This is a genomic window from Microbacterium sp. KU4F, assembly GCF_056868075.1.
The window spans coordinates 53,131-74,991 of the sequence record NZ_CP200324.1 but is presented as its reverse complement, the minus strand read 5'-3'; the positions used below and the strand labels follow the sequence as shown (position 1 = coordinate 74,991).

Annotated in this window: 14 protein-coding genes, 3 rRNA genes and 2 pseudogenes; all 19 read right to left on the bottom strand. The window is 66.6% G+C overall.

Annotated features, from left to right (window positions below; genetic code table 11):
* Window positions 1-39 precede the first annotated feature (39 nt).
* The 19 genes and pseudogenes from AC1VNH_RS00345 to AC1VNH_RS00255 all read right to left on the bottom strand — a co-directional run bounded on the left by AC1VNH_RS00345 (window position 40) and on the right by AC1VNH_RS00255 (window position 21,860).
* Window positions 40-1,659 carry a M20/M25/M40 family metallo-hydrolase gene (locus AC1VNH_RS00345; RefSeq protein ID WP_483109402.1) on the bottom strand — a complete coding sequence of 540 codons (1,620 nt, stop codon included), beginning with the start codon at window positions 1,657-1,659 and terminating at the stop codon, window positions 40-42.
* A gap of 113 nt (window positions 1,660-1,772) precedes the next feature.
* Window positions 1,773-2,369, bottom strand: a complete 597-nt coding sequence (locus AC1VNH_RS00340; protein WP_483109401.1) for a vitamin K epoxide reductase family protein — start codon at window positions 2,367-2,369, stop codon at window positions 1,773-1,775.
* 65 nt (window positions 2,370-2,434) lie between these two features.
* Window positions 2,435-3,514, bottom strand: a complete 1,080-nt coding sequence (locus AC1VNH_RS00335) for a hypothetical protein (RefSeq protein ID WP_483109400.1) — start codon at window positions 3,512-3,514, stop codon at window positions 2,435-2,437.
* Window positions 3,515-3,901 (bottom strand): aminotransferase class V-fold PLP-dependent enzyme, encoded by a 387-nt coding sequence (locus tag AC1VNH_RS00330; RefSeq protein ID WP_483109399.1) that lies wholly within the window; start codon window positions 3,899-3,901, stop codon window positions 3,515-3,517.
* A 74-nt stretch (window positions 3,902-3,975) separates the two neighbouring features.
* A pseudogene (locus AC1VNH_RS00325) lies at window positions 3,976-4,623 on the bottom strand (aminotransferase class V-fold PLP-dependent enzyme); the annotation flags it as partial.
* Between the two features lie 187 nt (window positions 4,624-4,810).
* Window positions 4,811-5,734 carry a site-specific tyrosine recombinase XerD gene (gene xerD, locus AC1VNH_RS00320; protein WP_483109398.1) on the bottom strand — a complete coding sequence of 308 codons (924 nt, stop codon included), beginning with the start codon at window positions 5,732-5,734 and terminating at the stop codon, window positions 4,811-4,813.
* A 1-nt stretch (window position 5,735) separates the two neighbouring features.
* Complete coding sequence (locus AC1VNH_RS00315) at window positions 5,736-6,305, bottom strand: NUDIX domain-containing protein (RefSeq protein WP_344230610.1); 570 nt, start codon at window positions 6,303-6,305, stop codon at window positions 5,736-5,738.
* Between the two features lie 13 nt (window positions 6,306-6,318).
* On the bottom strand, window positions 6,319-8,028 hold the full coding sequence (locus tag AC1VNH_RS00310; protein WP_243228162.1) for a CTP synthase: 1,710 nt from the start codon (window positions 8,026-8,028) through the stop codon (window positions 6,319-6,321).
* Window positions 8,029-8,042: 14 nt separating this feature from the next.
* Window positions 8,043-9,740, bottom strand: a complete 1,698-nt coding sequence (gene recN / locus AC1VNH_RS00305; RefSeq protein ID WP_483109397.1) for a DNA repair protein RecN — start codon at window positions 9,738-9,740, stop codon at window positions 8,043-8,045.
* Window positions 9,737-10,658: pseudogene (locus AC1VNH_RS00300) on the bottom strand (NAD kinase). The gene recN and the pseudogene AC1VNH_RS00300 overlap by 4 nt, the downstream one beginning before the upstream one ends.
* A complete protein-coding gene (locus AC1VNH_RS00295; RefSeq protein ID WP_483109396.1) occupies window positions 10,655-11,455 on the bottom strand; it encodes a TlyA family RNA methyltransferase in 801 nt (266 codons plus the stop codon). The pseudogene AC1VNH_RS00300 and the gene AC1VNH_RS00295 overlap by 4 nt, the downstream one beginning before the upstream one ends.
* The gene (locus AC1VNH_RS00290; RefSeq protein WP_483109395.1) at window positions 11,452-11,601 is read right to left on the bottom strand and encodes a hypothetical protein; all 150 of its coding nucleotides are present in this window, start codon (window positions 11,599-11,601) and stop codon (window positions 11,452-11,454) included. Before AC1VNH_RS00290 ends, AC1VNH_RS00295 begins: the two co-directional genes overlap by 4 nt.
* Window positions 11,602-11,640: 39 nt before the next feature.
* Complete coding sequence (locus AC1VNH_RS00285; protein WP_483109394.1) at window positions 11,641-12,672, bottom strand: HAD-IIA family hydrolase; 1,032 nt, start codon at window positions 12,670-12,672, stop codon at window positions 11,641-11,643.
* Entirely contained in the window at window positions 12,672-14,399 is a 1,728-nt protein-coding gene (locus AC1VNH_RS00280; RefSeq protein ID WP_483109393.1) for a tetratricopeptide repeat protein, read from the bottom strand. The genes AC1VNH_RS00285 and AC1VNH_RS00280 overlap by 1 nt, the downstream gene beginning before the upstream one ends.
* Window positions 14,400-14,475: 76 nt before the next feature.
* Window positions 14,476-14,592: ribosomal RNA gene (gene rrf, locus AC1VNH_RS00275) — 5S ribosomal RNA — on the bottom strand.
* 111 nt (window positions 14,593-14,703) lie between these two features.
* Window positions 14,704-17,808, bottom strand: a 23S ribosomal RNA gene (locus AC1VNH_RS00270).
* Between the two features lie 389 nt (window positions 17,809-18,197).
* A 16S ribosomal RNA gene (locus AC1VNH_RS00265) occupies window positions 18,198-19,720 on the bottom strand.
* Together the 16S, 23S and 5S rRNA genes form the textbook arrangement of a ribosomal RNA operon.
* A 534-nt stretch (window positions 19,721-20,254) precedes the next feature.
* The gene (locus AC1VNH_RS00260) at window positions 20,255-21,055 is read right to left on the bottom strand and encodes an alpha/beta fold hydrolase (protein ID WP_483109392.1); all 801 of its coding nucleotides are present in this window, start codon (window positions 21,053-21,055) and stop codon (window positions 20,255-20,257) included.
* A gap of 16 nt (window positions 21,056-21,071) precedes the next feature.
* Window positions 21,072-21,860, bottom strand: a complete 789-nt coding sequence (locus AC1VNH_RS00255; protein ID WP_483109391.1) for a DUF4184 family protein — start codon at window positions 21,858-21,860, stop codon at window positions 21,072-21,074.
* Window position 21,861: the final 1 nt, after the last annotated feature.

The following is a 21,861-nucleotide window of genomic DNA, read 5'->3' as shown; positions in this document are numbered from 1 at the left end:
TTCGGGGAGGGCGCACCGAGCCCCCTCCCCGAACCGCGCTCACACGGTGCGCCGGCGACGTGCGGCCGCGGCCAGCACGACGGCACCCGCGAGGAGTGCCAGGACGCCGCCGCCGAGCCACACGCCGGAGATCTCCGAGCCCGAGGCGGCCAGCAGGTGGTCGCCCTCCTCGGTCACCTCGGGCGCCGGGGCGACGGGGTCGACGATGGGCGCGACACCGTTGACGGCGGACGTGTCGTTCGCCAGCGCCGCGGTGACGCTGGCCATCGCGCCGAGCATGATGCCGAGCGCCTCGGTGTTGATGTTCGACATGTCATCGGCCGGCGTGTGGTAGTTCGGGTCCATGATGATGCCTTCGGTGCCGCCGAACAGGGCGACCTGCTCCGCGGTCTTGACGTCGTCGGCCCCCGTGAACAGCCCGGATGCCGGGATGCCCGCCAGGATGAACGCGTTGTAATCGCTGCGGGCGTCGAAGGCGGTGTCGATCCAGGGCTGTCCGATCGCATCGAAGTAGCTCGTGAACGCCGCCTCCGTCGCGATCGACCCCTCGGGGACCTCCACCGGAGCTTCGTACGTGGACTGGTCGGCGTCGTACACGGCGATCACGTAGTTGGGCGAGGCGACCATGTCGAAGTTGAGATACGTCGCGATGGTCTCGAGAGCCGCGTCGCCACCGGTCTCGTAGAGATCGTCGACGTAGTGCGCCGATCCCAGCAGCCCGATCTCCTCGGCGCCCCACCAGGCGAAGCGGACCGTGTTCTCCAGCTCACCGGATGCGGCCAGCTGGAGGGCGACCTCCAGGATCGCCGCCGAGCCCGAGCCGTTGTCGTTGATGCCGGGGCCGTCCTCGACGGAGTCCAGGTGCGCGCCGAGCATGACGACGTTGTCGTCGCGGCCGGTGGGCGTGTCGGCGATGATGTTGAACGTCTCGACCGAGTCGATGTGCTGCTGCAGATCGAGATCCGCGAGGACCGGTCCGTCGGCGAGCGCGGCGAGGAGGTCCTGACCCTCGCTCTGCAGGATGCCGACGGTCGGTGCGAGGTCGGGCGTCTGCGCTCCGAGGGTGCCCTGGAGCGGCCCCGCCTCGTTGTTGTAGATGATCACGGCCTCCGCGCCGGCGGCGGCGGCCGCCGCCGACTTCTCCGCGAAGGAACAGCTGCCGCGCGAGACGAGGGCGATCGCGCCGGCGGCATCGGTGCCCGCCCAGTCGTCCGCGGTGCATCCCAGCGGCGCGGTCGGGGCGATGAGCGGCAGATCTGTGAGCCCGCCCGCGGGCGTGCCCGGCGTGAACTCCATCGGGATGCCGAAGGGATCGGCGGGAGTGTAGCCGTCGACCGTCAACGTGTAGGCGTCGATCGTCTGCAGGTCCGCGTCGAAGTACTGGCGCTCCGGCGTGTACCCGGCTGCCGTCAGCGTCTGCTCGATGTAGACCGCACTGGCCTCATAGCCGCTGGTGCCGGCCGCCCGATTGCCGCCGTTCGCATCGGCGATGTCCTGCAGCTGCTGCAGGTGCCCGACGACGGCGTCCACCGTCACCCGCTCCTCCAGATCGGCGGGGTCGACGGCAGCGGCCGGCGCGATGCCGGCGGTCACCGCCAGAGCCGCGCCGATTCCGATTCCGATTCCCATACGGGTGGCTCGTGGCCGTGATGTCGTCACCTGGTGTCCTCTCGCGTTTCCCCGGTGCGCCCGACGCTAGTCGGATTCAGCGGCGATCGCTTAGACAATTCACAGGTTCGTAACGCGACGCGCGCCACGCGCGCGGCATCAGCTCAGAAGAGCGAGCCCAGGGCGTCCAGCCTGAGCTGGGCGATGACGGCGATCAGCGCGACGTCGAGGATGGCGACCAGCGGCGCCCAGCTCGCGAGCCACCGACCGACCGGCCGCATCCGGCTGCCCCACAGCCCCGCACGCGCACTCCAGCCGAGCGTGACCCAGAACAGCGGGATGGTGACGAGCCACACGACCATGCACCAAGGGCAGAGCGAGCCGTACTCGAAGATGCTCCGGTAGGCCAGGAAGTGCACGAACACGAAGGCGGCGGCGATGAAGGACAGGTAGGTGCGCCAGTACCAGCTTCTGAGGCCCGTCGCCCCGGCGAGTGCCGTCACACCGGCGTAGATCGGGCCGAGGAAGAGCACGACGCCGATGATCGAGTTGCTGAAGCCGAGAAGGTTGCCGCCGGGCGAGAGCAGGTTGGGCCCGCACGTCACGATCACGCTCAGCTGACACGACACGAGCGGGTCTACGCCCCGCAGCTGCCCGATGTACTCGAGGTACAGCAGGAACGAGACCGCCCATCCGAGCAGGCCGGCGATGATCCAGAAGACGGCGAGCGCGCGTGAAGGCGGCGCGGTGGGAACGCTCATGCGCTCAGTGTGCGCGCGAGGAGTCCGGCTCGCGGGGCGCGGCGGCCGTGACTAATGCGTCCGGCTCACCGCATCCCCTGGAGCCGGTCGACCGACACGACGCCGGAGTGCAGGGCGCCGTCGGCGATGAGGGTGGGAACGGTCGCCGTGCGGATCTCCTCCTCGACGACACGCTTGCCGTCGGCGACGATGTCGTGCACCCGATCGGATGCGGCGAGTCGGGCGACGTCGTGGATGTCGGCCGCGTCGTAGCCGGCCTCCACGAGCCACTGCTGTAGCTGGGTCTCGGCCTCATCCGCCGAGGCCTGCTCGTTGAACCAGATCTGCCAGGCGACGCCGTCGGGGCGCTCCCCCGTGAAGATGTGCTCGAGGATCCGCCAGTCCGTTCCTCCCTGAGCGGGGACATCGTCCTGCTCCGTGAGGCGTACAGCGGTGAGGTAGTCGGCGATCAGGGGCGAGTTCGTGAACTTCGGGGCGGCATCCGGTCCGATCGGGTACGGGATGTAGGCGAGGTTATGTTCGTCGGCGAAGCCCGCACTCTCGATGTTGCGGAAGAGCTCGCCGCAGAAGCGACATCCGGGATCGATCACCTCGATCGCCACCGGGAGTCCCTCACGGAAGCCCCCGGCATAGCTCGCCGCCTCGGGGAGGTACTCGCGGGCGTCCCAGTCCTTCAGCCGGCTCGGAAGCGCGTCGAAGGTCTTGCCGAGCGAGCGGAACTCCGCAGCGAACGCGCCGATCACATCCCCCTTGGCCAGCGCCGAGCCGAAGTCGTCCGCGCCGGCGTCGATGCTGCACGCCCCCGCGGACAGACTGCAGGCCTGTGTGTCCTGCGGGTTGCAGGTGCCGTAGACGAAGAGGTTCAGCCCGCTCTTGCCGACGATGTACAGGCTGAGGACGAGGGAGAGCACCATGATCCAGGCGGCCACCTCGATCGCGATGCTCGCCGGCTTCACCAGCCTCGGAGCCCGCACCGCGAGAGGCGCGAGCATGCTGTTCTTCACATCCTCGCGGAACGACGTGTCGCAGGGACGGAAGGTCACGCGCCGGGTGACGCACCGCCATGCCGTACCGAGCAGGCGCCGGTACTTGGCGGAGACGGCCGCCAGCACGAGCAGCACGAGGAACGCGGCGATGCACAGCATTCAGAGCCCCCTCAGCATCCGGCCGAGCACATCGAGACAGCGTGCGACGTCTTCCTCGGTGTTGTGCGCGCCCAGGCTGAACCGCAACAGCGGCTCGACCCGCTCGCGTTCGCGAAGCCAGTAGTGCGCGCAGAAGTACCCGCTGCGCGCGGAGATCCCGGCCTTCGAGAGGAAGACCGCCAGACGGTTGCTGTCGACGCGGTGGGCCAGAAGCGGCACGAGCGCGCCGTCGGGATCGCCGAAGACGGTCAGGTTCGGGATCTCGCCCAGCCCCTCGCGCAGCGAACGGGTGAGCCGTCGCTCGCGCTGCTCCACCGACTCCCCCGCGGTACGCGCGTATGCCTCCCGCCAGCGGAGCGCCGCGCCGAAGGCGAGGATCTCCCCCATGCCTGCAGGCCCGGTTCCAGGCGGGTGTACGGCTCGTCGAGCAGCACGAAGTCATCGGCGGTGACCTCGGCCACCTGGCCGCCGCCGACGAATCCGACCTCGAGCGACATCAGCAGCGCGCGCGTCGCGACGACGACTCCCAGCGACGGTCCGTACGCCTTGTGGGCCGAGAAGCAGATCGCATCGGCGTCGAGAGACCGCAGGACCTCGGGCGCGTGCGCCATCGCCTGGGCGGCGTCGACGATCACGGTCCCGCCGAGACGGTGTGCGTCGGCCACGAGTCCCGCCAGATCCGCGGTGACGGCGCCGTCGACGTTGTTCTGGGCCGAGACGACCACGAGGGCATCTGCGAGGTCGGCGTCGCGGTACATCAGAGCACCGAGGGCGTCGCGCTCCAGCACGACACGATCGATCCCGCGAGCGCGGGCGAAGGCGATGGTGCTGAGGAAGACCGCGTTGTGCTCGGTCACCGTCGTCACGACTCGACGGAACCCGCCGGCCGGCATCTGCGCGAGCAGGAGATTCAGGCCGTACGTCGTGTTCAGCGTGAACGAGACGGCGTGCGTGCGCGAGGTCAACCCGAGCGCACGCAGCACCGCGGCCCGCGTGTCGGCGACGCCCGCATCCACCTGTCGCGCGCTCTCGTAAGAGGCGCGCCCGCCGCACGCGTTCCGGGTGCGGAAGTACTCGTCGAGCGCCTCGATGACCGGGACGGGACGCATCGACTGGCAGGCCGCGTCGAGGTACACGGTGTCGGCGGGCAGGTAGGCGAAGCCCGGACGCCCCGCAGCGTCCTCCCGCGCGGGGGTGCGGCGCAGTCTCCTCACCTCTCCGATGATCCGCGGGCGCACGCGAGCGCGCAGGCCGCGAGGCCGTGTCTATCCACCCGATGACGACGGGGCGTTCGGCTCAGCGCGCCCGCGGGTGAGCCGCCGCGTAGACGTCTCGGAGGGCGTCGACGCTGACGTGCGTGTAGATCTGCGTCGTGGCCACCGAGGAGTGGCCCAGCAGTTCCTGGACGACGCGCACGTCTGCCCCGCCCTGCAGCAGGTGCGTCGCGAACGAGTGCCGCAGCGTGTGCGGCGAGACGTGCGCCTCCAGCCCCGCCCCTTCCGCCGCCTGCTGGAGGACGGCCCACGCGCTCTGCCGCGACAGCGCCGCCCCGCGCGCACCTAGGAAGAGGCGCGGAGTGCCCCGGCCACGGCGCGCGAGCTCGGGGCGTGCGCGCGTGAGATACGCGTCGACGGCGGCGCGGGCGTAGGAGCCGACCGGCACGATGCGCTCCTTCGACCCCTTTCCCCGCACCCGCAGCACCTCGCCGTGGGCGAGGTCGTCGACGTCGAGCTGCACGATCTCCGACACGCGCGCACCCGTCGCGTAGAGCAGCTCGACGAGCGCCCGATCGCGAAGCTGGACGGAGGTGGCCTGATCCGCCCGACCGGGCGCGGGGCCCGACGCATCGAGGAGGCGCTCGACCTGCTCGATGGTCAGCGCCTTGGGCAGGCGCTGCGCGAGCTTGGGCGGTCGAAGATCCTGCGCCGGATCGTCTTCGCGGATCCCTTCACGCACGAGGAAGCGGTGCAGCCCGCGGACCGAGGACTGCAGGCGCGCGAGGCTGGATGCGGCCGGCCGCGGCTCGGCCGCCGCCTTCTCCGCGGCGAACGCGGCGATCATCGCCGCATCCACCTCGCCGACGTCGTCGACGCCCCGCTCGGCGAGCCAGGCGACATAGGTCGCCAGGTCGCGGCGGTAGGCGTCGACGGTGTGCGAGGCCAGTCCGCGTTCGATCGTCACATGACGCAGGTACACCTCGACCGCGCGGCCGATGCGCATCTCAACCGACCGGGTCGTCCCGGCGAAGCCGCTCGGCCGCGGCGAGCACGCCCGAGATGAGGATCCCGTTACGCACGCCGCCGGCGAGGATCGCGTCGACGACCTCGGACAGCGGCACCCACTGCGCGACGATGTCCGCCTCCTCGTCGGTGCGCTCGTGCGCGCTGAGTTGCACGAGGTCGCGCGCCAGGAAGACGTGGACGATCTCGTCGCTGCCGCCGGGGCTCGTGAACAGGCTCACGAGCGGCTCGAGGCTTCCCGCGGCGAGATCGACCTCCTCCGCGAGCTCACGACGGGCGGTCTCGGCGGGGCTCTCGCCCGCCACATCCAGCAGCCCCGCCGGGATCTCCCAGTCGCGGTGACGAATCGGATGCCGGTACTGCTGAATGAGCAGCACACGGTGCTCGTCGTCGACGGCCACGACGGCCGCAGCTCCGGTGTGGTCGACGTAGTCGCGCACGATCTCACCGTCGCCGTAGCGCACCACGTCCGAGCGTACGTCCCAGACGCGGCCGTGGAAGACCACGCTCGTGTCGACGACCTCGCCCTCGAACCGCTCGTCCTGGATCACGGCCGCGCCCCGCTCACGCGTTCTCGACGTCGAACAGCTCGCTGGCGCGGTGGCGGTCCAGCGCCGCACCGACGAGCCCGCGGAACAGCGGATGCGGTGCCGTCGGCCGCGAGCGCAGCTCGGGGTGGGCCTGGGTCGCGATGTAGTACGGGTGCACGTCGCGCGGCAGCTCGACGTACTCGACCAGACCGAGGTCGGGATTGAGGCCTGAGAAGACGAGCCCCGCCTCGGCGAGCTGCTCCCGGTACGCGTTGTTGACCTCGTAGCGGTGACGGTGGCGCTCCGACGCGCGGTTCGATCCGTAGACCTCCGCCGCGATCGAGCCCTCCGCGAGGTCGGCCGGGTACAGCCCCAGTCGCATCGTGCCGCCCAGGTCGCCGTGGTCGAGGATGTCGACCTGCTCGGCCATCGTGGCCACGACCGGGTGCACGGTGTCGGGGTCGAACTCGCTCGAGGACGCGCCCTCCAGGCCCGCCATCGTGCGGGCGTACTCGATGACCATGCACTGCAGGCCGAGGCAGATCCCGAGCGTCGGGATGCCCTGCTCGCGTGCGAAGCGGAGCGCGCCGAGCTTGCCTTCGATGCCGCGGATGCCGAAGCCGCCGGGCACGACGATGCCGTCGACATCCGCGAGCGCGGCGGCGGCACCCTCGGGCGTCTCGCACGTGTCCGAGGGGATCCAGCGGATGTTGACGTGCGTCTCGTGCGCGAAGCCGCCGGCCTTCAGCGCTTCCGTGACCGACAGGTAGGCGTCGGGAAGATCGATGTACTTGCCGACCAGCCCGATCGTGACGTCGTGCTTGGGGTTGTGCACGGCGTTGAGCACCTGCTGCCAGCGCGACCAGTCGACCTCCGCCGCCTTCTCACTGAGCCCGAGCCGGCGCGCGATGTACGCATCCAGGCCCTGCTCGTTGAGGGTGGAGGGGATGTCGTAGATGCTCGGCAGGTCGACGGTATTGATGACGCCTTCGACGTCGACGTCGCACATCAGCGCGATCTTGCGCTTGTTGGCGTCGGTGACGGGACGATCGCTGCGCAGCACGAGCGCGTCGGGCTGGATGCCGATCGAGCGGAGAGCTGCGACGGAGTGCTGCGTCGGCTTGGTCTTCTGCTCACCGGAGGCGCCCATGAACGGCACGAGCGACACGTGCACGAAGAACACGGTGTCGCGACCGAGCTCGTGGCGCAGCTGACGTGCCGCCTCGAGGAACGGCTGGGACTCGATGTCGCCGACCGTGCCCCCCACCTCGGTGATGATCACGTCGGGCTTGGGAGACTCGCTGGCCTGCAGCCGCATCCGGCGCTTGATCTCGTCGGTGATGTGCGGGATGACCTGCACCGTGTCGCCGAGGTACTCGCCGCGGCGTTCGCGAGCGATCACCTGCGAGTAGATCTGGCCGGTCGTGACGTTGGCCGCCTGGCTCAGCTCGATGTCGAGGAAGCGCTCGTAGTGCCCGATGTCGAGGTCGGTCTCGGCGCCGTCGTCGGTGACGAAGACTTCGCCGTGCTGGAACGGGTTCATCGTTCCCGGGTCGACGTTCAGGTACGGGTCGAGCTTCTGCATGACGACGCGCAGGCCCCGAGCGGTGAGCAGGTTGCCGAGGCTGGCGGCGGTCAGGCCCTTGCCCAACGAGGAGACGACACCGCCCGTCACGAAGATGTGCTTGGTGGTGTCGTCGTTGTTCGTACCGTGGGAGAGGCCTGAGCCGGAAGAGTTCGTCACGGGCTTCTATCCTATCAGTGGGCGGGACCGGCGAGGGCGAGCAGCTCCCTCGCGTGGGTGAGTGCTGCGTCGGAGTCTGCCAAACCGGACAGCAGTCGCGCCATCTCCGCTTCGCGCTCGGCCCCCACCAGGCGCCGCACGCTCGACTGGGTGACGGAGCCGTCGTTCTGCTTCACGACGCTGAGGTGGTTCGTCGCGAACGCCGCCACCTGGGCGAGGTGGGTCACCACGATCACCTGCGAGGTCTCGGCGAGACGGGCGAGGCGTCGGCCGACTTCGATCGCAGCCGCGCCGCCGATTCCCGCATCCACCTCGTCGAAGACGAACGTGGGTACCGGGTCGGTCGCGGCGATCACGACCTCGATCGCGAGCATGACGCGACTGAGCTCGCCACCCGACGCCCCCTTCGACACGGGACGCGGGGCAGCCCCAGGATGCGGGGCGAGCAGGATCGCGATCTCGTCGCGTCCCGCGGCGGATGCCGGCGTCTCGCTCACCTGCACCTCGACACGGGCGTCGGGCAGGGCGAGGGCATGAAGCTCCTCGGTGACGTCGGCCGCAAGCCGGTCCGCCGCCTCCCGTCGCGCAGCGGTCAGCGCGCCGGCGGCGTCGTCGAGGCGCTCGACGAGCTGAGCGCGTTCGGCGCTCAGTCGTTCGACGCGCGAATCGTCGTCGTCGAGCTCGGCCAGGCGATCCCCGCCGGCGGCGGCGAGCGTCAGCGCGGCTTCCAGGCTGCCGTGGACGCGGATGAGCCCGGCGAGGACGCTGCGGCGCTCCTCGACCGCGGCGAGCTCCGCCGGCCCCGTCTCGTCGAGGTCGGCGAGATACCCTGCGACGGCCCCGGCGAGATCGACGATCCGATAGGAGATCTCGGCGGCCTGCTCTGCCATCGTCGACACGGCCGGATCGGCGTCGGAGACTCGTTCGAGGGCGCGACGTGCCTCGGCGACGAGTGTGGACGCATCGGGCGCGTCCTGCTCGCTCGCGAGCGCCTCGTGCGCGAGAGCCGCGGCCTCTCGGAGCTCCTCCACGTTGGCGAGCAGCTCGGCGCGGGCCGCCAACTGCACGTCCTCCCCCGGCTGCGGCGCTGCGGCGTCGATGGCGGCGAGATCGGCGCGCAACTGCTCCGCCTCGCGTACGCGCTCGTCGCGGCGCTGCACCAGCTCGTCCAGTTCCGCATCCAGTGCACGCAGCCGCTCGTACGCGCTCCGATACTCCGCCAGCGGCACAGCCACGTTCTGGCCCGCATACCGGTCGAGGGCGTCACGCTGGGCCGCGCCGGATCGCAGGCGCAGCTGGTCGGACTGACCGTGCACGGCGACGAGGAGATCGGCGAGATCCGTCAAGACGCCGACCGGCGCCGATCTGCCGCCCACCGTGGCGCGGCTGCGTCCTTCGGCGCTCAGTGTGCGCCCGAGCAGGAGCTCGGCACGGTCGTGTCCGACCGGGTCGAGATCCCCGCCGGCCTCGCGGACGCGCTCGGCGGCGGCACCGTCGGCATCCACGAGCCAGACGCCCTCCACGGCTGCGGCGCTCGCCCCCGATCGCACGACACCCGAGTCGGCGCGCGCTCCGAGCAGCAGCCCCAGTCCGGTGACGACCATCGTCTTGCCCGCACCGGTCTCGCCCGTGATGGCGGTGAAGCCCGGCCCCATGGGCAGCGTCGCGTCGGCGATGACACCGAGCTCTCGCAGGCGCATCTCCTCGATCACGCGGTGACCTCTCCCGCCGGCCCCCGCCATCCGGTGACGGGCAGGTGGAACTTCTGCACGAGGCGCTCGGTGAATGCCGGCGGGTGCAGCCGCGCGAGACGCACCGGCTCGGCGGATCGACGTGCGACCACGCGCGCCCCCGGGGCAGGCGTGGGAGCGTCGGCCATCGCACCAGAGGATGCCGGTGCCGTGCGTGCGTGCCAGCACCTCGATCGCGACCGCGGCTTCCGGCCCGACCACGAGCGGCTTCGCGAACAGCGCGTGCGCCGACAGCGGGACGACCGAGATGGCTTCGACCGTCGGCCAGATGATCGGTCCGCCGGCCGAGAAGTTGTACGCCGTCGACCCGGTCGGTGTCGCAATCACCACGCCGTCGCATCCGAAGCTCGAGAGGGGGCGGCCGTCGATCTCCATGACGACCTCGAGCATCCGCTCGCGACTCGCCTTCTCGACCGTCGCCTCGTTCAAGGCCCAGGTGCTGTAGATGACCTGCCCGGAGGCGTCTTTGACCCGCACCGACAGGGCGAGGCGTTCTTCGACCCGGTAGTCGCGGGCGATAACCCTTGCCACGGCCTCGTCCATGTCGTCGCGCTCGCTCTCGGCGAGGAAGCCCACGTGGCCCATGTTGATCCCGAGCACAGGCGCGGTGCCGCTGCGCACCATCTCCGCGGCGCGAAGGATCGTGCCGTCACCGCCGAGCACGATCGCGAGCTCGATCTCGTGCAGGGGCACGTCGACGCCGAGAACGGCCAGGTCGGCGCACCGCGGCAGCACTTCGGCGAGCTCGTCCCGGTCGTCTTCGGCCAGTACCGGGGTGGCGCCCGCGGCCCGCAGGGCGGAGATCACCCGATCGGCCGCCTCGACGGTGTCTGCGCGGCGCGCGTGGGCCACCACGAGGATGTGGCGCGGATCGGTCATCGCACTCCCGTCAGCTCGGTCACAGTGCTCTCCCATTCTGACGGAATGCGCCCGCCGGTGCGGCCGAGGTGCACGAGATACTCCTGGTTGCCGTGGGTACCCACCACGGGAGAAGCGATCAAGCCCGCCGTCTGAAGGCCCGCATCCCATGCCTGCCAGAGCACGGTCGAGATCGACTCGGCGCGCTGGGCCGGGTCTGTGACGAGACCGCCGCGCACGGCGGTACGGCCCACTTCGAACTGCGGCTTGATGAGTAGCACGATGTCGCTCGTCTCGGTGACGACCGAGCGCACGGGCTCGAGCACGTGCGACAGCGAGATGAAGGACAGATCACCCGTGACGACCTCGGGCGTGTACGGCGACCCCGCCGCGGAGGCGAGGGCAGCGGGGTCCATGAAGCGGACGTTGAACCCTTCGACGGCGATCACGCCGGGGTCCCGGCGCACGCTGTCCGCGAGCTGATCGTGCCCGACGTCGACCGCGAGCACCGGCTCGGCACCGCGCTCACGGAGCACCTGGGTGAACCCTCCGGTGCTGGCACCCATGTCCAGGGCAGCGCGTCCGGCGACGTCGATCGAGAACGCGTCGAGAGCGGCGAGCAGCTTGTGGGCGGCCCGGCTCACGTAATGATCGGATGCGGCGACGGCGATCTCCGCCGAATCGCTGACGCGATGCGAAGGCTTGACGACGGCGGTGCCGTCGACGGAAACCAGGCCCTGCGTGATGAGAGTCGCGGCGTGCGTGCGGGAGCGCGCGAGCCCGCGCGCGGCCACGGCGGCGTCGAGGCGCTCGGTCATCCGGCGTGCGGTCCCGAGTCGAGGCGGCGAGCGATGTCGTCGAGCAGGACCGCGTACGCTGCGGCTCGATCGCCGAGGGGCTGCTGCTCGATCACCTCGAGTGCGGGCAGCAGATCACCGGCCGGCTCCGTGGGTTCTGCGTGCATCACCCCAGGATACGGCTCACCCTCCGCACGAACGGCGCGTCAGGGCCGATGGAACGGATCCGCGTACAGCTCCTCCGGTACCCGGAACCCGAAGATCGCTCGTCCCGTCGCCCAGATCGCCGCAGCCCCCGCGCGCACGAGATCGATGGGACGCGAGCCCGGGGACAGGATGCGCAGATCCGCACCGTCGACGGCGACGCGCGCGTCACCCACGATGGTCACATCGCCCTTGACCTTGGTCTGCGGATAGGGCTCGTGCAGCTCGCGGAGGTCGCCGAGGATGAAGTCGGGACGGGACGTCGGCGGGGCGGCGAGGACGTGCTTGGGTCGATCGATGCCGGTGAGCACGAGTGCCGAGGGAATGCCGGCGGCCTGCGCGCCCGCGATGTCGGTGTCCAGACGATCACCGATGAAGAGCGCGCGGCGCGCGTCGAACCGGGCGAGCGCCTCCTCGAAGATCGGCGTCTCGGGCTTGCCCGCGACGACAGCGAGCCGTCCGATGGCGGTGTGGACCGCGGAGACGAGCGTGCCGTTTCCCGGTGCGATGCCACGCGCCTGCGGGATCGTCCAGTCGGTGTTGGTCGCGATCCAGGGGATCCCGCCCTCGTCCTCGGGTGTCTTCAGCGCGAACGCGGCCTCGGCCAGGTCGGTCCATCCCACGTGGGGCGCGAAGCCCTGCACGACGGCGGCCGGATCGTCCTCGGCCGAACGCGTGACGACGAAGCCGGCCTTCTCGAGCTCGACGACGAGGCCCTCTCCCCCGACCACGAGAATCGTCGCGCCGGCGGGTACGCGGGTGCGCAGCAGTCGAACCGCGGCCTGCGGGCTCGTGACCACGTCGTCGGCTGTCACGGTCAGACCGAGCTCGGTCAGGTGCGCGGCCACACTGGCGTCGGTACGGGACGCGTTGTTGGTGATGAAGCCGAGTCGGCGCGTCGCAGCGACCGTGTTCAGTGCCTCTACGGCGTAGGGCAGCGCACCCGCGCCGGCGTACACGACCCCGTCGAGGTCGGCCAGTACCGTGTCCACGCCTTCGAGCGGGGTGGGAGCGGAGCGGGAGAACAGGGCCATCAGCGCTCCTCGTCCTCGTCGTCCGCGCTCGTCGAGTTCTGTGCGTCGGCGGCCGCATCCGCGGCGGCAAGCAGCTCCTCCACCTCCGCGGCGATGGAGTAGTCGTCGTCATCGTCCTGGGCGGCGTCGACGTCGACGCGCTCGTCGGCTTCAGCGTGGAGATCCTCATCCGCGTCGGGCACATCGGCGCCGGTGTCTTCGGCGAACTCCTCGTCGAAGATCTCCTCCACGAAGATCTCCTCGTCCGATCCGTTGCCCGCGGCTTCGTCGAGCGCTTCGGCGGCGATGTCTGCCCGCCGCATCCACTCGGCTGCCTCGTCGTCGCGTCCGAGCTCTTCGAGCACCGCGGCGCGTGCCGCGAAGAGTGCCGGGCTCCACTCGAAGGCCCGGTCGGGGTCGAGCTCGGGGATGTCGAGTTCGGCGAGGGCTCGCTCAGTCTCGCCGAGGTCCAGGCGTGCACCGGAGAGCGCGATCGCGAGAGACACGCGCACCGCGACCGGGAGCGTGTTCCGGTCGACCGCGCGACCGACCTCGATCGCACGGTCGGGCCGACCGACACCGCGTTCACTGTCGACCATGAGGGCGATCTGGTCCTCGTTGCCGGAGATGCGACGGTAGGTGCGCAGCTCGCGCAGCGCGAGCGCGTAGTCACCGGTCGCGTACGCAGTGATCGCCACGCTCTCGCGCACGACCGCGATGCGGCCGGCACGGCGAGACGCCGCGAGGGCGTGCTCGTGGGCACGCTGGGGGTCCTCGTCGATCAGCCGCCCTGCCATCACGAGGTGACGGGCGACCTCCTCGGCGTTCTCCTTGCTGAGGGTCTTCAGCTCATTCCGCGCGCTCGGGTGAAGATCCCGTGCCGTGATGTCCTCGGGAACCTCCGGCTCCGCGATCTTCGCTGCCCGCACGGCGTCGCGCTGCGGCGGACGCGAGGAGCGGTCAGAGTCGTAACCGCCGCGGTACGGGCGATCGCCGCCCTCGCGGGGACGATACGGACGATCGCCACCTTCGCGGGGACGATACGGACGGTCGCCACCTTCGCGGGGACGATACGGACGGTCGCCACCCTCACGCGGGCGGAACGGCCGGTCGCCGTCGCGGCGGGGACGGTCAGACTGCGCACCCTCACGCGGACGGTACGGACGGTCGCCACCCTCACGCGGGCGGAACGGCCGGTCGCCGTCGCGGCGGGGACGGTCAGACTGCGCACCCTCACGCGGACGGTACGGACGGTCGCCGTCCTGACGCGGGCGGAACGGCCGGTCGCCGTCGCGGCGCGGACGGTCCGACTGCGCGCCATCGCGGGGACGATAGGGGCGGTCGCCACCCTCGCGGGGACGGTACGGACGGTCACCGTCGTGGCGGGGACGGTCAGACTGCGCACCGTCACGCGGACGGTACGGGCGGTCGCCGTCCTGACGCGGGCGGAACGGACGGTCACCGTCACGACGCGGCCGATCCGAACCCTGACCATCCTGACGCGGGCGGAACGGCCGGTCACCATCGCGGCGCGGACGGTCGGCGCCCTGCGCGTCCTGACGCGGACGATAAGGACGGTCGCCGCCCTCGCGGGGACGGAACGGGCGGTCGCCGTCACGACGCGGGCGGTCGGAGCCCTGGCCATCCTGACGCGGACGGTATGGGCGGTCGCCGCCCTGACGTGGGCGGTCTCCGCCGCGGGCGCGCGAAGACTCCCGACGCTGCTCGTTGTCGTCGTTGTTCGTCATTCGCTCTCTCCTCGCGACGTAAACCCCTGGAAAACAGAAATGGCCACCCAGCGTTGGGTGGCCCTTTCTAAAAGGAGTCCGGCGGTGTCCTACTCTCCCACAGGGTCCCCCCTGCAGTACCATCGGCGCTGAGAGGCTTAGCTTCCGGGTTCGGAATGGGACCGGGCGTTTCCCTCTCGCTATGGCCGCCGAAACACTATTGATGTTTCAAGTCATGCACACAACAAAAGAATGTTGTCTGCGGTTCTCGACCGTACATCGAGAACCACTCAGTGGACGCGAACAGCTTCAGTTCAAACGAAGTGTTATCAAGTCATCGGCTTATTAGTACCAGTCAGCTACACGCATTACTGCGCTTCCACATCTGGCCTATCAACCCAGTAGTCTGGCTGGGAGCCTCTCACCCGAAGGTATGGAAGTCTCATCTTGAGGCCGGCTTCCCGCTTAGATGCTTTCAGCGGTTATCCATCCCGAACGTAGCTAATCAGCGGTGCTCCTGGCGGAACAACTGACACACCAGAGGTTCGTCCAACCCGGTCCTCTCGTACTAGGGTCAGATCCTCTCAAACTTCCTACGCGCGCAGCGGATAGGGACCGAACTGTCTCACGACGTTCTAAACCCAGCTCGCGTACCGCTTTAATGGGCGAACAGCCCAACCCTTGGGACCTACTCCAGCCCCAGGATGCGACGAGCCGACATCGAGGTGCCAAACCATGCCGTCGATATGGACTCTTGGGCAAGATCAGCCTGTTATCCCCGAGGTACCTTTTATCCGTTGAGCGACAGCGCTTCCACAAGCCACTGCCGGATCACTAGTCCCGACTTTCGTCCCTGCTCGACCTGTCAGTCTCACAGTCAAGCTCCCTTGTGCACTTACACTCGCCACCTGATTGCCAACCAGGTTGAGGGAACCTTTGGGCGCCTCCGTTACTTTTTGGGAGGCAACCGCCCCAGTTAAACTACCCACCAGGCACTGTCCCTGAACCGGATTACGGTTCGAAGTTAGATATCCAGAGTGACCAGAGTGGTATTTCAACAATGACTCCACAAACACTGGCGTGTCTGCTTCACAGTCTCCCACCTATCCTACACAAGCCACACCGAACACCAATACCAAGCTGTAGTAAAGGTCACGGGGTCTTTCCGTCCTGCTGCGCGTAACGAGCATCTTTACTCGTAATGCAATTTCGCCGAGTTCGCGGTTGAGACAGTTGGGAAGTCGTTACGCCATTCGTGCAGGTCGGAACTTACCCGACAAGGAATTTCGCTACCTTAGGATGGTTATAGTTACCACCGCCGTTTACTGGGGCTTAAATTCGCAGCTTCGCTTACGCTAACCGCTCCTCTTAACCTTCCAGCACCGGGCAGGCGTCAGTCCGTATACATCGTCTTGCGACTTGGCACGGACCTGTGTTTTTAGTAAACAGTCGCTACCCACTAGTCTCTGCGGCCACCACACCCTTTTCCAGGCAAGCTGGTATAAGCGGATGGCCCCCCTTCTCCCGAAGTTACGGGGGCATTTTGCCGAGTTCCTTAACCACGATTCTCTCGATCTCCTTGGTATTCTCTACCTGACCACCTGAGTCGGTTTGGGGTACGGGCAGCTAGAACCTCGCGTCGATGCTTTTCTCGGCAGCATAGGATCACCCACTTTTTATCCGCATCGTGTCTCAGCCGAACGAGTCGCGGATTTGCCTACGACTCAGCCTACGCACTTGCCCCGGGACAACCATCGCCCGGGTTGGGCTACCTTCCTGCGTCACACCTGTTAATACGCTAACCGCACCAGCATGGGGTCGAGCGTTCACCAAGACGGCATCACCCCGAAGGGATCCACACATTCCTGGCTAGGACTCTTAGCACCACTGGATTAGCTTGGGCGGTTCTTCGCCGGTACGGGAATATCAACCCGTTGTCCATCGACTACGCCTGTCGGCCTCGCCTTAGGTCCCGACTTACCCAGGGAAGATTAGCTTGACCCTGGAACCCTTGGTCTTTCGGAGGACGTGTTTCTCACACGTCTTTCGCTACTCATGCCTGCATTCTCACTCGTGTAGCCTCCACGGCTGGTTCACACCGCCGCTTCGCTGGCCACACGACGCTCTCCTACCCATCAACACGGCTGGACCACGAAGGCCTACCAATAATGTCAATGCCACAACTTCGGTGGCGTGCTTGAGCCCCGTTACATTGTCGGCGCGGAATCACTTGACCAGTGAGCTATTACGCACTCTTTCAAGGGTGGCTGCTTCTAAGCCAACCTCCTGGTTGTCACAGCAACTCCACATCCTTTCCCACTTAGCACGCGCTTAGGGACCTTAGTTGGTGGTCTGGGTTGTTTCCCTCTCGACTATGAAGCTTATCCCCCACAGTCTCACTGCTGCGCTCTCACTTACCGGCATTCGGAGTTTGGCTGACGTCAGTAACCTTGTAGGGCCCATCGGCCATCCAGTAGCTCTACCTCCGGCAAGAAACACGCAACGCTGCACCTAAATGCATTTCGGAGAGAACCAGCTATCACGAAGTTTGATTGGCCTTTCACCCCTATCCACAGCTCATCCCCTCAGTTTTCAACCTAAGTGGGTTCGGTCCTCCACGACGTCTTACCGTCGCTTCAACCTGGCCATGGATAGATCACTTCGCTTCGGGTCTAGGACACGCGACTGAATCGCCCTATTCAGACTCGCTTTCGCTACGGCTACCCCACACGGGTTAACCTCGCCACGTATCGCTAACTCGCAGGCTCATTCTTCAAAAGGCACGCTGTCACCCCTACTAAGGAGGCTCCAACGGTTTGTAAGCAAACGGTTTCAGGTACTATTTCACTCCCCTCCCGGGGTACTTTTCACCTTTCCCTCACGGTACTTGTCCGCTATCGGTCATCTGGGAGTATTTAGGCTTATCAGGTGGTCCTGACAGATTCACACGGGATTTCTCGGGCCCCGTGCTACTTGGGATACTCTCCACGCCAGAACACGCATTTCGACTACGGGGCTGGCACCCACTATGGCTGGCCTTTCAAGACCATTCGTCTATACGCTTCTGTCACGTCGATCACCCGGCAGGATGATCAAGAAAGTCCCACAACCCCCAACGTGCAACGCCTGCCGGCTATCACACACGCTAGGTTTAGCCTCTTCCGATTTCGCTCGCCACTACTCACGGAATCACGGTTGTTTTCTCTTCCTGTGGGTACTGAGATGTTTCACTTCCCCACGTTCCCTCTACCCGCCCTATATATTCAGGCGGGAGTCACTAGGTCGGCACGCCGCCCAGCGGGGTTTCCCCATTCGGAGACCCTCGGATCAAAGTGTGCTTATCCACTCCCCGAGGCTTATCGCAGATTGCTACGTCCTTCTTCGGCTCCAGATGCCAAGGCATCCACCGTTTGCTCTTAAAGACTTGAAATCACATGAGTTTGAATCGTCAACTCGAAAATTGACTAAATGATCTAAAAAAAGATCACCTGTGAAATGAATCCGAAGATTCATCTCTAAGATGCTCGCGTCCACTGTGTAGTTCTCAAAGTACGGGCGGTACCAACCCCCACCACCAAAGGCAGCAGAAGAAGGCCCAGAGGTACAGCCGCAACCCCCAAAGGAGTCACACCCGGTCCCTCAGGACCCAACAGCGTGCATGCACCAGAACCCTCCAACCCCACCTTTCCAACCGTAAGCGGCGTACTCAGCAGAATCCTCAGACCCTGATGCCTCGTCAAATGTTCCACCCATGAGCACCCTGCAGAGACATTCGCTCTGATCAGGGGCCTGGACACCGAAGTGCCAGATGCTCCTTAGAAAGGAGGTGATCCAGCCGCACCTTCCGGTACGGCTACCTTGTTACGACTTAGTCCTAATTACCGATCCCACCTTCGACGGCTCCCTCCACAAGGGTTAGGCCACCGGCTTCAGGTGTTACCGACTTTCATGACTTGACGGGCGGTGTGTACAAGACCCGGGAACGTATTCACCGCAGCGTTGCTGATCTGCGATTACTAGCGACTCCGACTTCATGAGGTCGAGTTGCAGACCTCAATCCGAACTGGGACCGGCTTTTTGGGATTCGCTCCACCTCACGGTATTGCAGCCCTTTGTACCGGCCATTGTAGCATGCGTGAAGCCCAAGACATAAGGGGCATGATGATTTGACGTCATCCCCACCTTCCTCCGAGTTGACCCCGGCAGTATCCCATGAGTTCCCACCATTACGTGCTGGCAACATAGAACGAGGGTTGCGCTCGTTGCGGGACTTAACCCAACATCTCACGACACGAGCTGACGACAACCATGCACCACCTGTATACGAGTGTCCAAAGAGTTCTACATTTCTGCAGCGTTCTCGTATATGTCAAGCCTTGGTAAGGTTCTTCGCGTTGCATCGAATTAATCCGCATGCTCCGCCGCTTGTGCGGGTCCCCGTCAATTCCTTTGAGTTTTAGCCTTGCGGCCGTACTCCCCAGGCGGGGAACTTAATGCGTTAGCTGCGTCACGGAAACCGTGGAATGGTCCCCACAACTAGTTCCCAACGTTTACGGGGTGGACTACCAGGGTATCTAAGCCTGTTTGCTCCCCACCCTTTCGCTCCTCAGCGTCAGTTACGGCCCAGAGATCTGCCTTCGCCATCGGTGTTCCTCCTGATATCTGCGCATTCCACCGCTACACCAGGAATTCCAATCTCCCCTACCGCACTCTAGTCTGCCCGTACCCACTGCAGGCTGGAGGTTGAGCCTCCAGTTTTCACAGCAGACGCGACAAACCGCCTACGAGCTCTTTACGCCCAATAATTCCGGATAACGCTTGCGCCCTACGTATTACCGCGGCTGCTGGCACGTAGTTAGCCGGCGCTTTTTCTGCAAGTACCGTCACTTTCGCTTCTTCCTTGCTAAAAGAGGTTTACAACCCGAAGGCCGTCATCCCTCACGCGGCGTTGCTGCATCAGGCTTTCGCCCATTGTGCAATATTCCCCACTGCTGCCTCCCGTAGGAGTCTGGGCCGTGTCTCAGTCCCAGTGTGGCCGGTCACCCTCTCAGGCCGGCTACCCGTCGACGCCTTGGTGAGCCATTACCTCACCAACAAGCTGATAGGCCGCGAGCCCATCCTGAACCAAAAAATCTTTCCAAACGTTGACCATGCGGCCACGTCTCGTATCCAGTATTAGACGCCGTTTCCAGCGCTTATCCCAGAGTCCAGGGCAGGTTGCTCACGTGTTACTCACCCGTTCGCCACTGATCCACAGAGCAAGCTCTGCTTCACCGTTCGACTTGCATGTGTTAAGCACGCCGCCAGCGTTCATCCTGAGCCAGGATCAAACTCTCCGTAAAAGAAAAATGCATACACACAACGGAAAAAGAAGTGCGCAGCGAGTTTGAACTGACCAAAAAGATGTCAATACTGACAATCCATAACGCCAACCCCAAAGGGTTGGACTTGATCCAAAGGAATCTCACCCAGCCGAAGCTGGAACGAGGTTATTTGGCATTTGACAAGTGCACGCTGTTGAGTTCTCAAGGAACGGATGCTCCCACCATCAGACCTCTCGGTCGTCACCATGGGGCAACTATTCGTTTCTCCCGACTCGGTGTCAGATCGGCGCTTCGCTCTTGACAGAGCAGTGGTCCCAAGATCTGACTCGTGGAGTTCGGGATCCTCATCCTACTCGCATCTGCGACAAGATCTCAAGTCGAGATCTTCAGGATGAGGGGTGGTTCTCCGCTTGAGGGGGCGCCGGGCCTCTCGGCCTCTCCGCTCTTCCCTGTGGGGCGAACAAGTAATAAGTTACGTGGGTTCCGGGCGTCTGCCAACTCGAGCGCACACCCCGGGCGTGTCGCGCGTCTTTCCGCGGTCGCAGACGGGGATCACTCCCCCGTCAGGTACTCGATCGCCGCCGAGCGGAACACGCGCGATCCGGGTGCGTTGAAGTGGTGCCGGTCCGGGATCTCCAGGAACGTGCCGCGCGGTGCGGCGGCCGCCAGCGCGCGGGACCCCTCGATGATCGCGTCCTGCGTCCCCGTGGCGAACAGCACCGGCTGTGTCGGCGCCATCGCGGGGTCGGGGTCGGCCGTCCCCGACGAACGCAGTCCCTGCGCGATGGCCCAGAGCGCGCGCAGATCGTTGCCCGGCACCCGCTCGGTGAGGGCGATGTAGTTCTGGGTGACGCGGTCGGTCACCGGTGTCCCGTCCTGGATGAGAGCACTCACCTGGTCCAGGTCCAGGCGTGCGAGCGGGACCCCGTCGGGAACACCGCCCAACACGCCGCGCAGGACACGTTCGGGGAGATCCCGAAGCACCTCCCACCCCACACGGGCACCCAGCGAGTAGCCCACGTAGACCGCATCGTCGATCAGGTACGTGTCCATGACGGCCTCGACGTCGCGGGCGAGCTCGCGCAGGTCGTAGTCACGGGCCTCGTGCGGCTTGTCGCTCGCGCCGTGGCCGCGCTGATCCAGGCCGACGACGCGGAATCCCGCGCGCTGCAGATCGCGCACCCATCCGGTGCTCACCCAGTTGTCCCGCGTGCTCGAGGCGAAGCCGTGCACCACGACCGCGGTCGGCGCGTCCGGCTCCCCCCAGGAGTACGTGGCGATGCGATGCCCCTCTCCCACCATCACGTAGCGGGGTTCGGGCATCTCGGTCAGGGCGGGCAGCGCAGCGGTCACCCCTCGATTCTGCTCCTCATCGCGCCGCGACGCCGCGAGATCGGCGCCAGACGACGACCGCGCAGAGCACGAGCGTGCCCGCGGCCCACGTCGCACAGGCCGGCGGCAGCACGCGGTAGGCCAGATGGGCGATCGTGAACTCGGCCGTGAGGGGACCGTAGACCGCGAGGCCGATCACCCAGGCCGTGATCAGGAAGACGGGAAGAGCGGCGATCCACACGACGCCCACCCACCGCGGCGTCCGCGACACGTGCGGAACGCGCGGTCGACGCCGTAGCCACAGCAGTGCCCACACCGCGATGATCGCGAGGCCGATCGCGCTGGAGCCGTGCTGGAGCCACTTGATGCCGACGAGGGGCCCCCAGGGCTCCTCGAGCGCCGGGAAGATCTCCGAGCCCAGCCGCCCCTCGTGCGTGAACGCGTCCCAGGCGATGTGGCTGGCGACGCCGATCACGAGCGAGGCGACCAGGAGCAGGACGGTGCCCACCGATGGGCCGAACGTCTCCCGCCAGATCGTGCGCACCGGCGCATCCCACGCGCCGGGCAGCCGCTCCGCGAGCGGTCCCGGCATGAGCTCCCGCGCGGCCGGACGCAGCAGGGCTCGCCACAGGAGCAAGAGCGCGAGCGCCACGAGCAGCGTCACGGGAAGCCACCGTAGATCGTGCGTGAGCCCGTACGTCACGGGGAGCCCGCGCACGAACAGCGGAAGATCCGGTGTCATCGCCCCCACCGCGATCGCGGCGGGAACGAGCGGCGTTCGCACGAACGGCAACGCGACGACCGCGTGGCTCGGGGTGAACGGCATG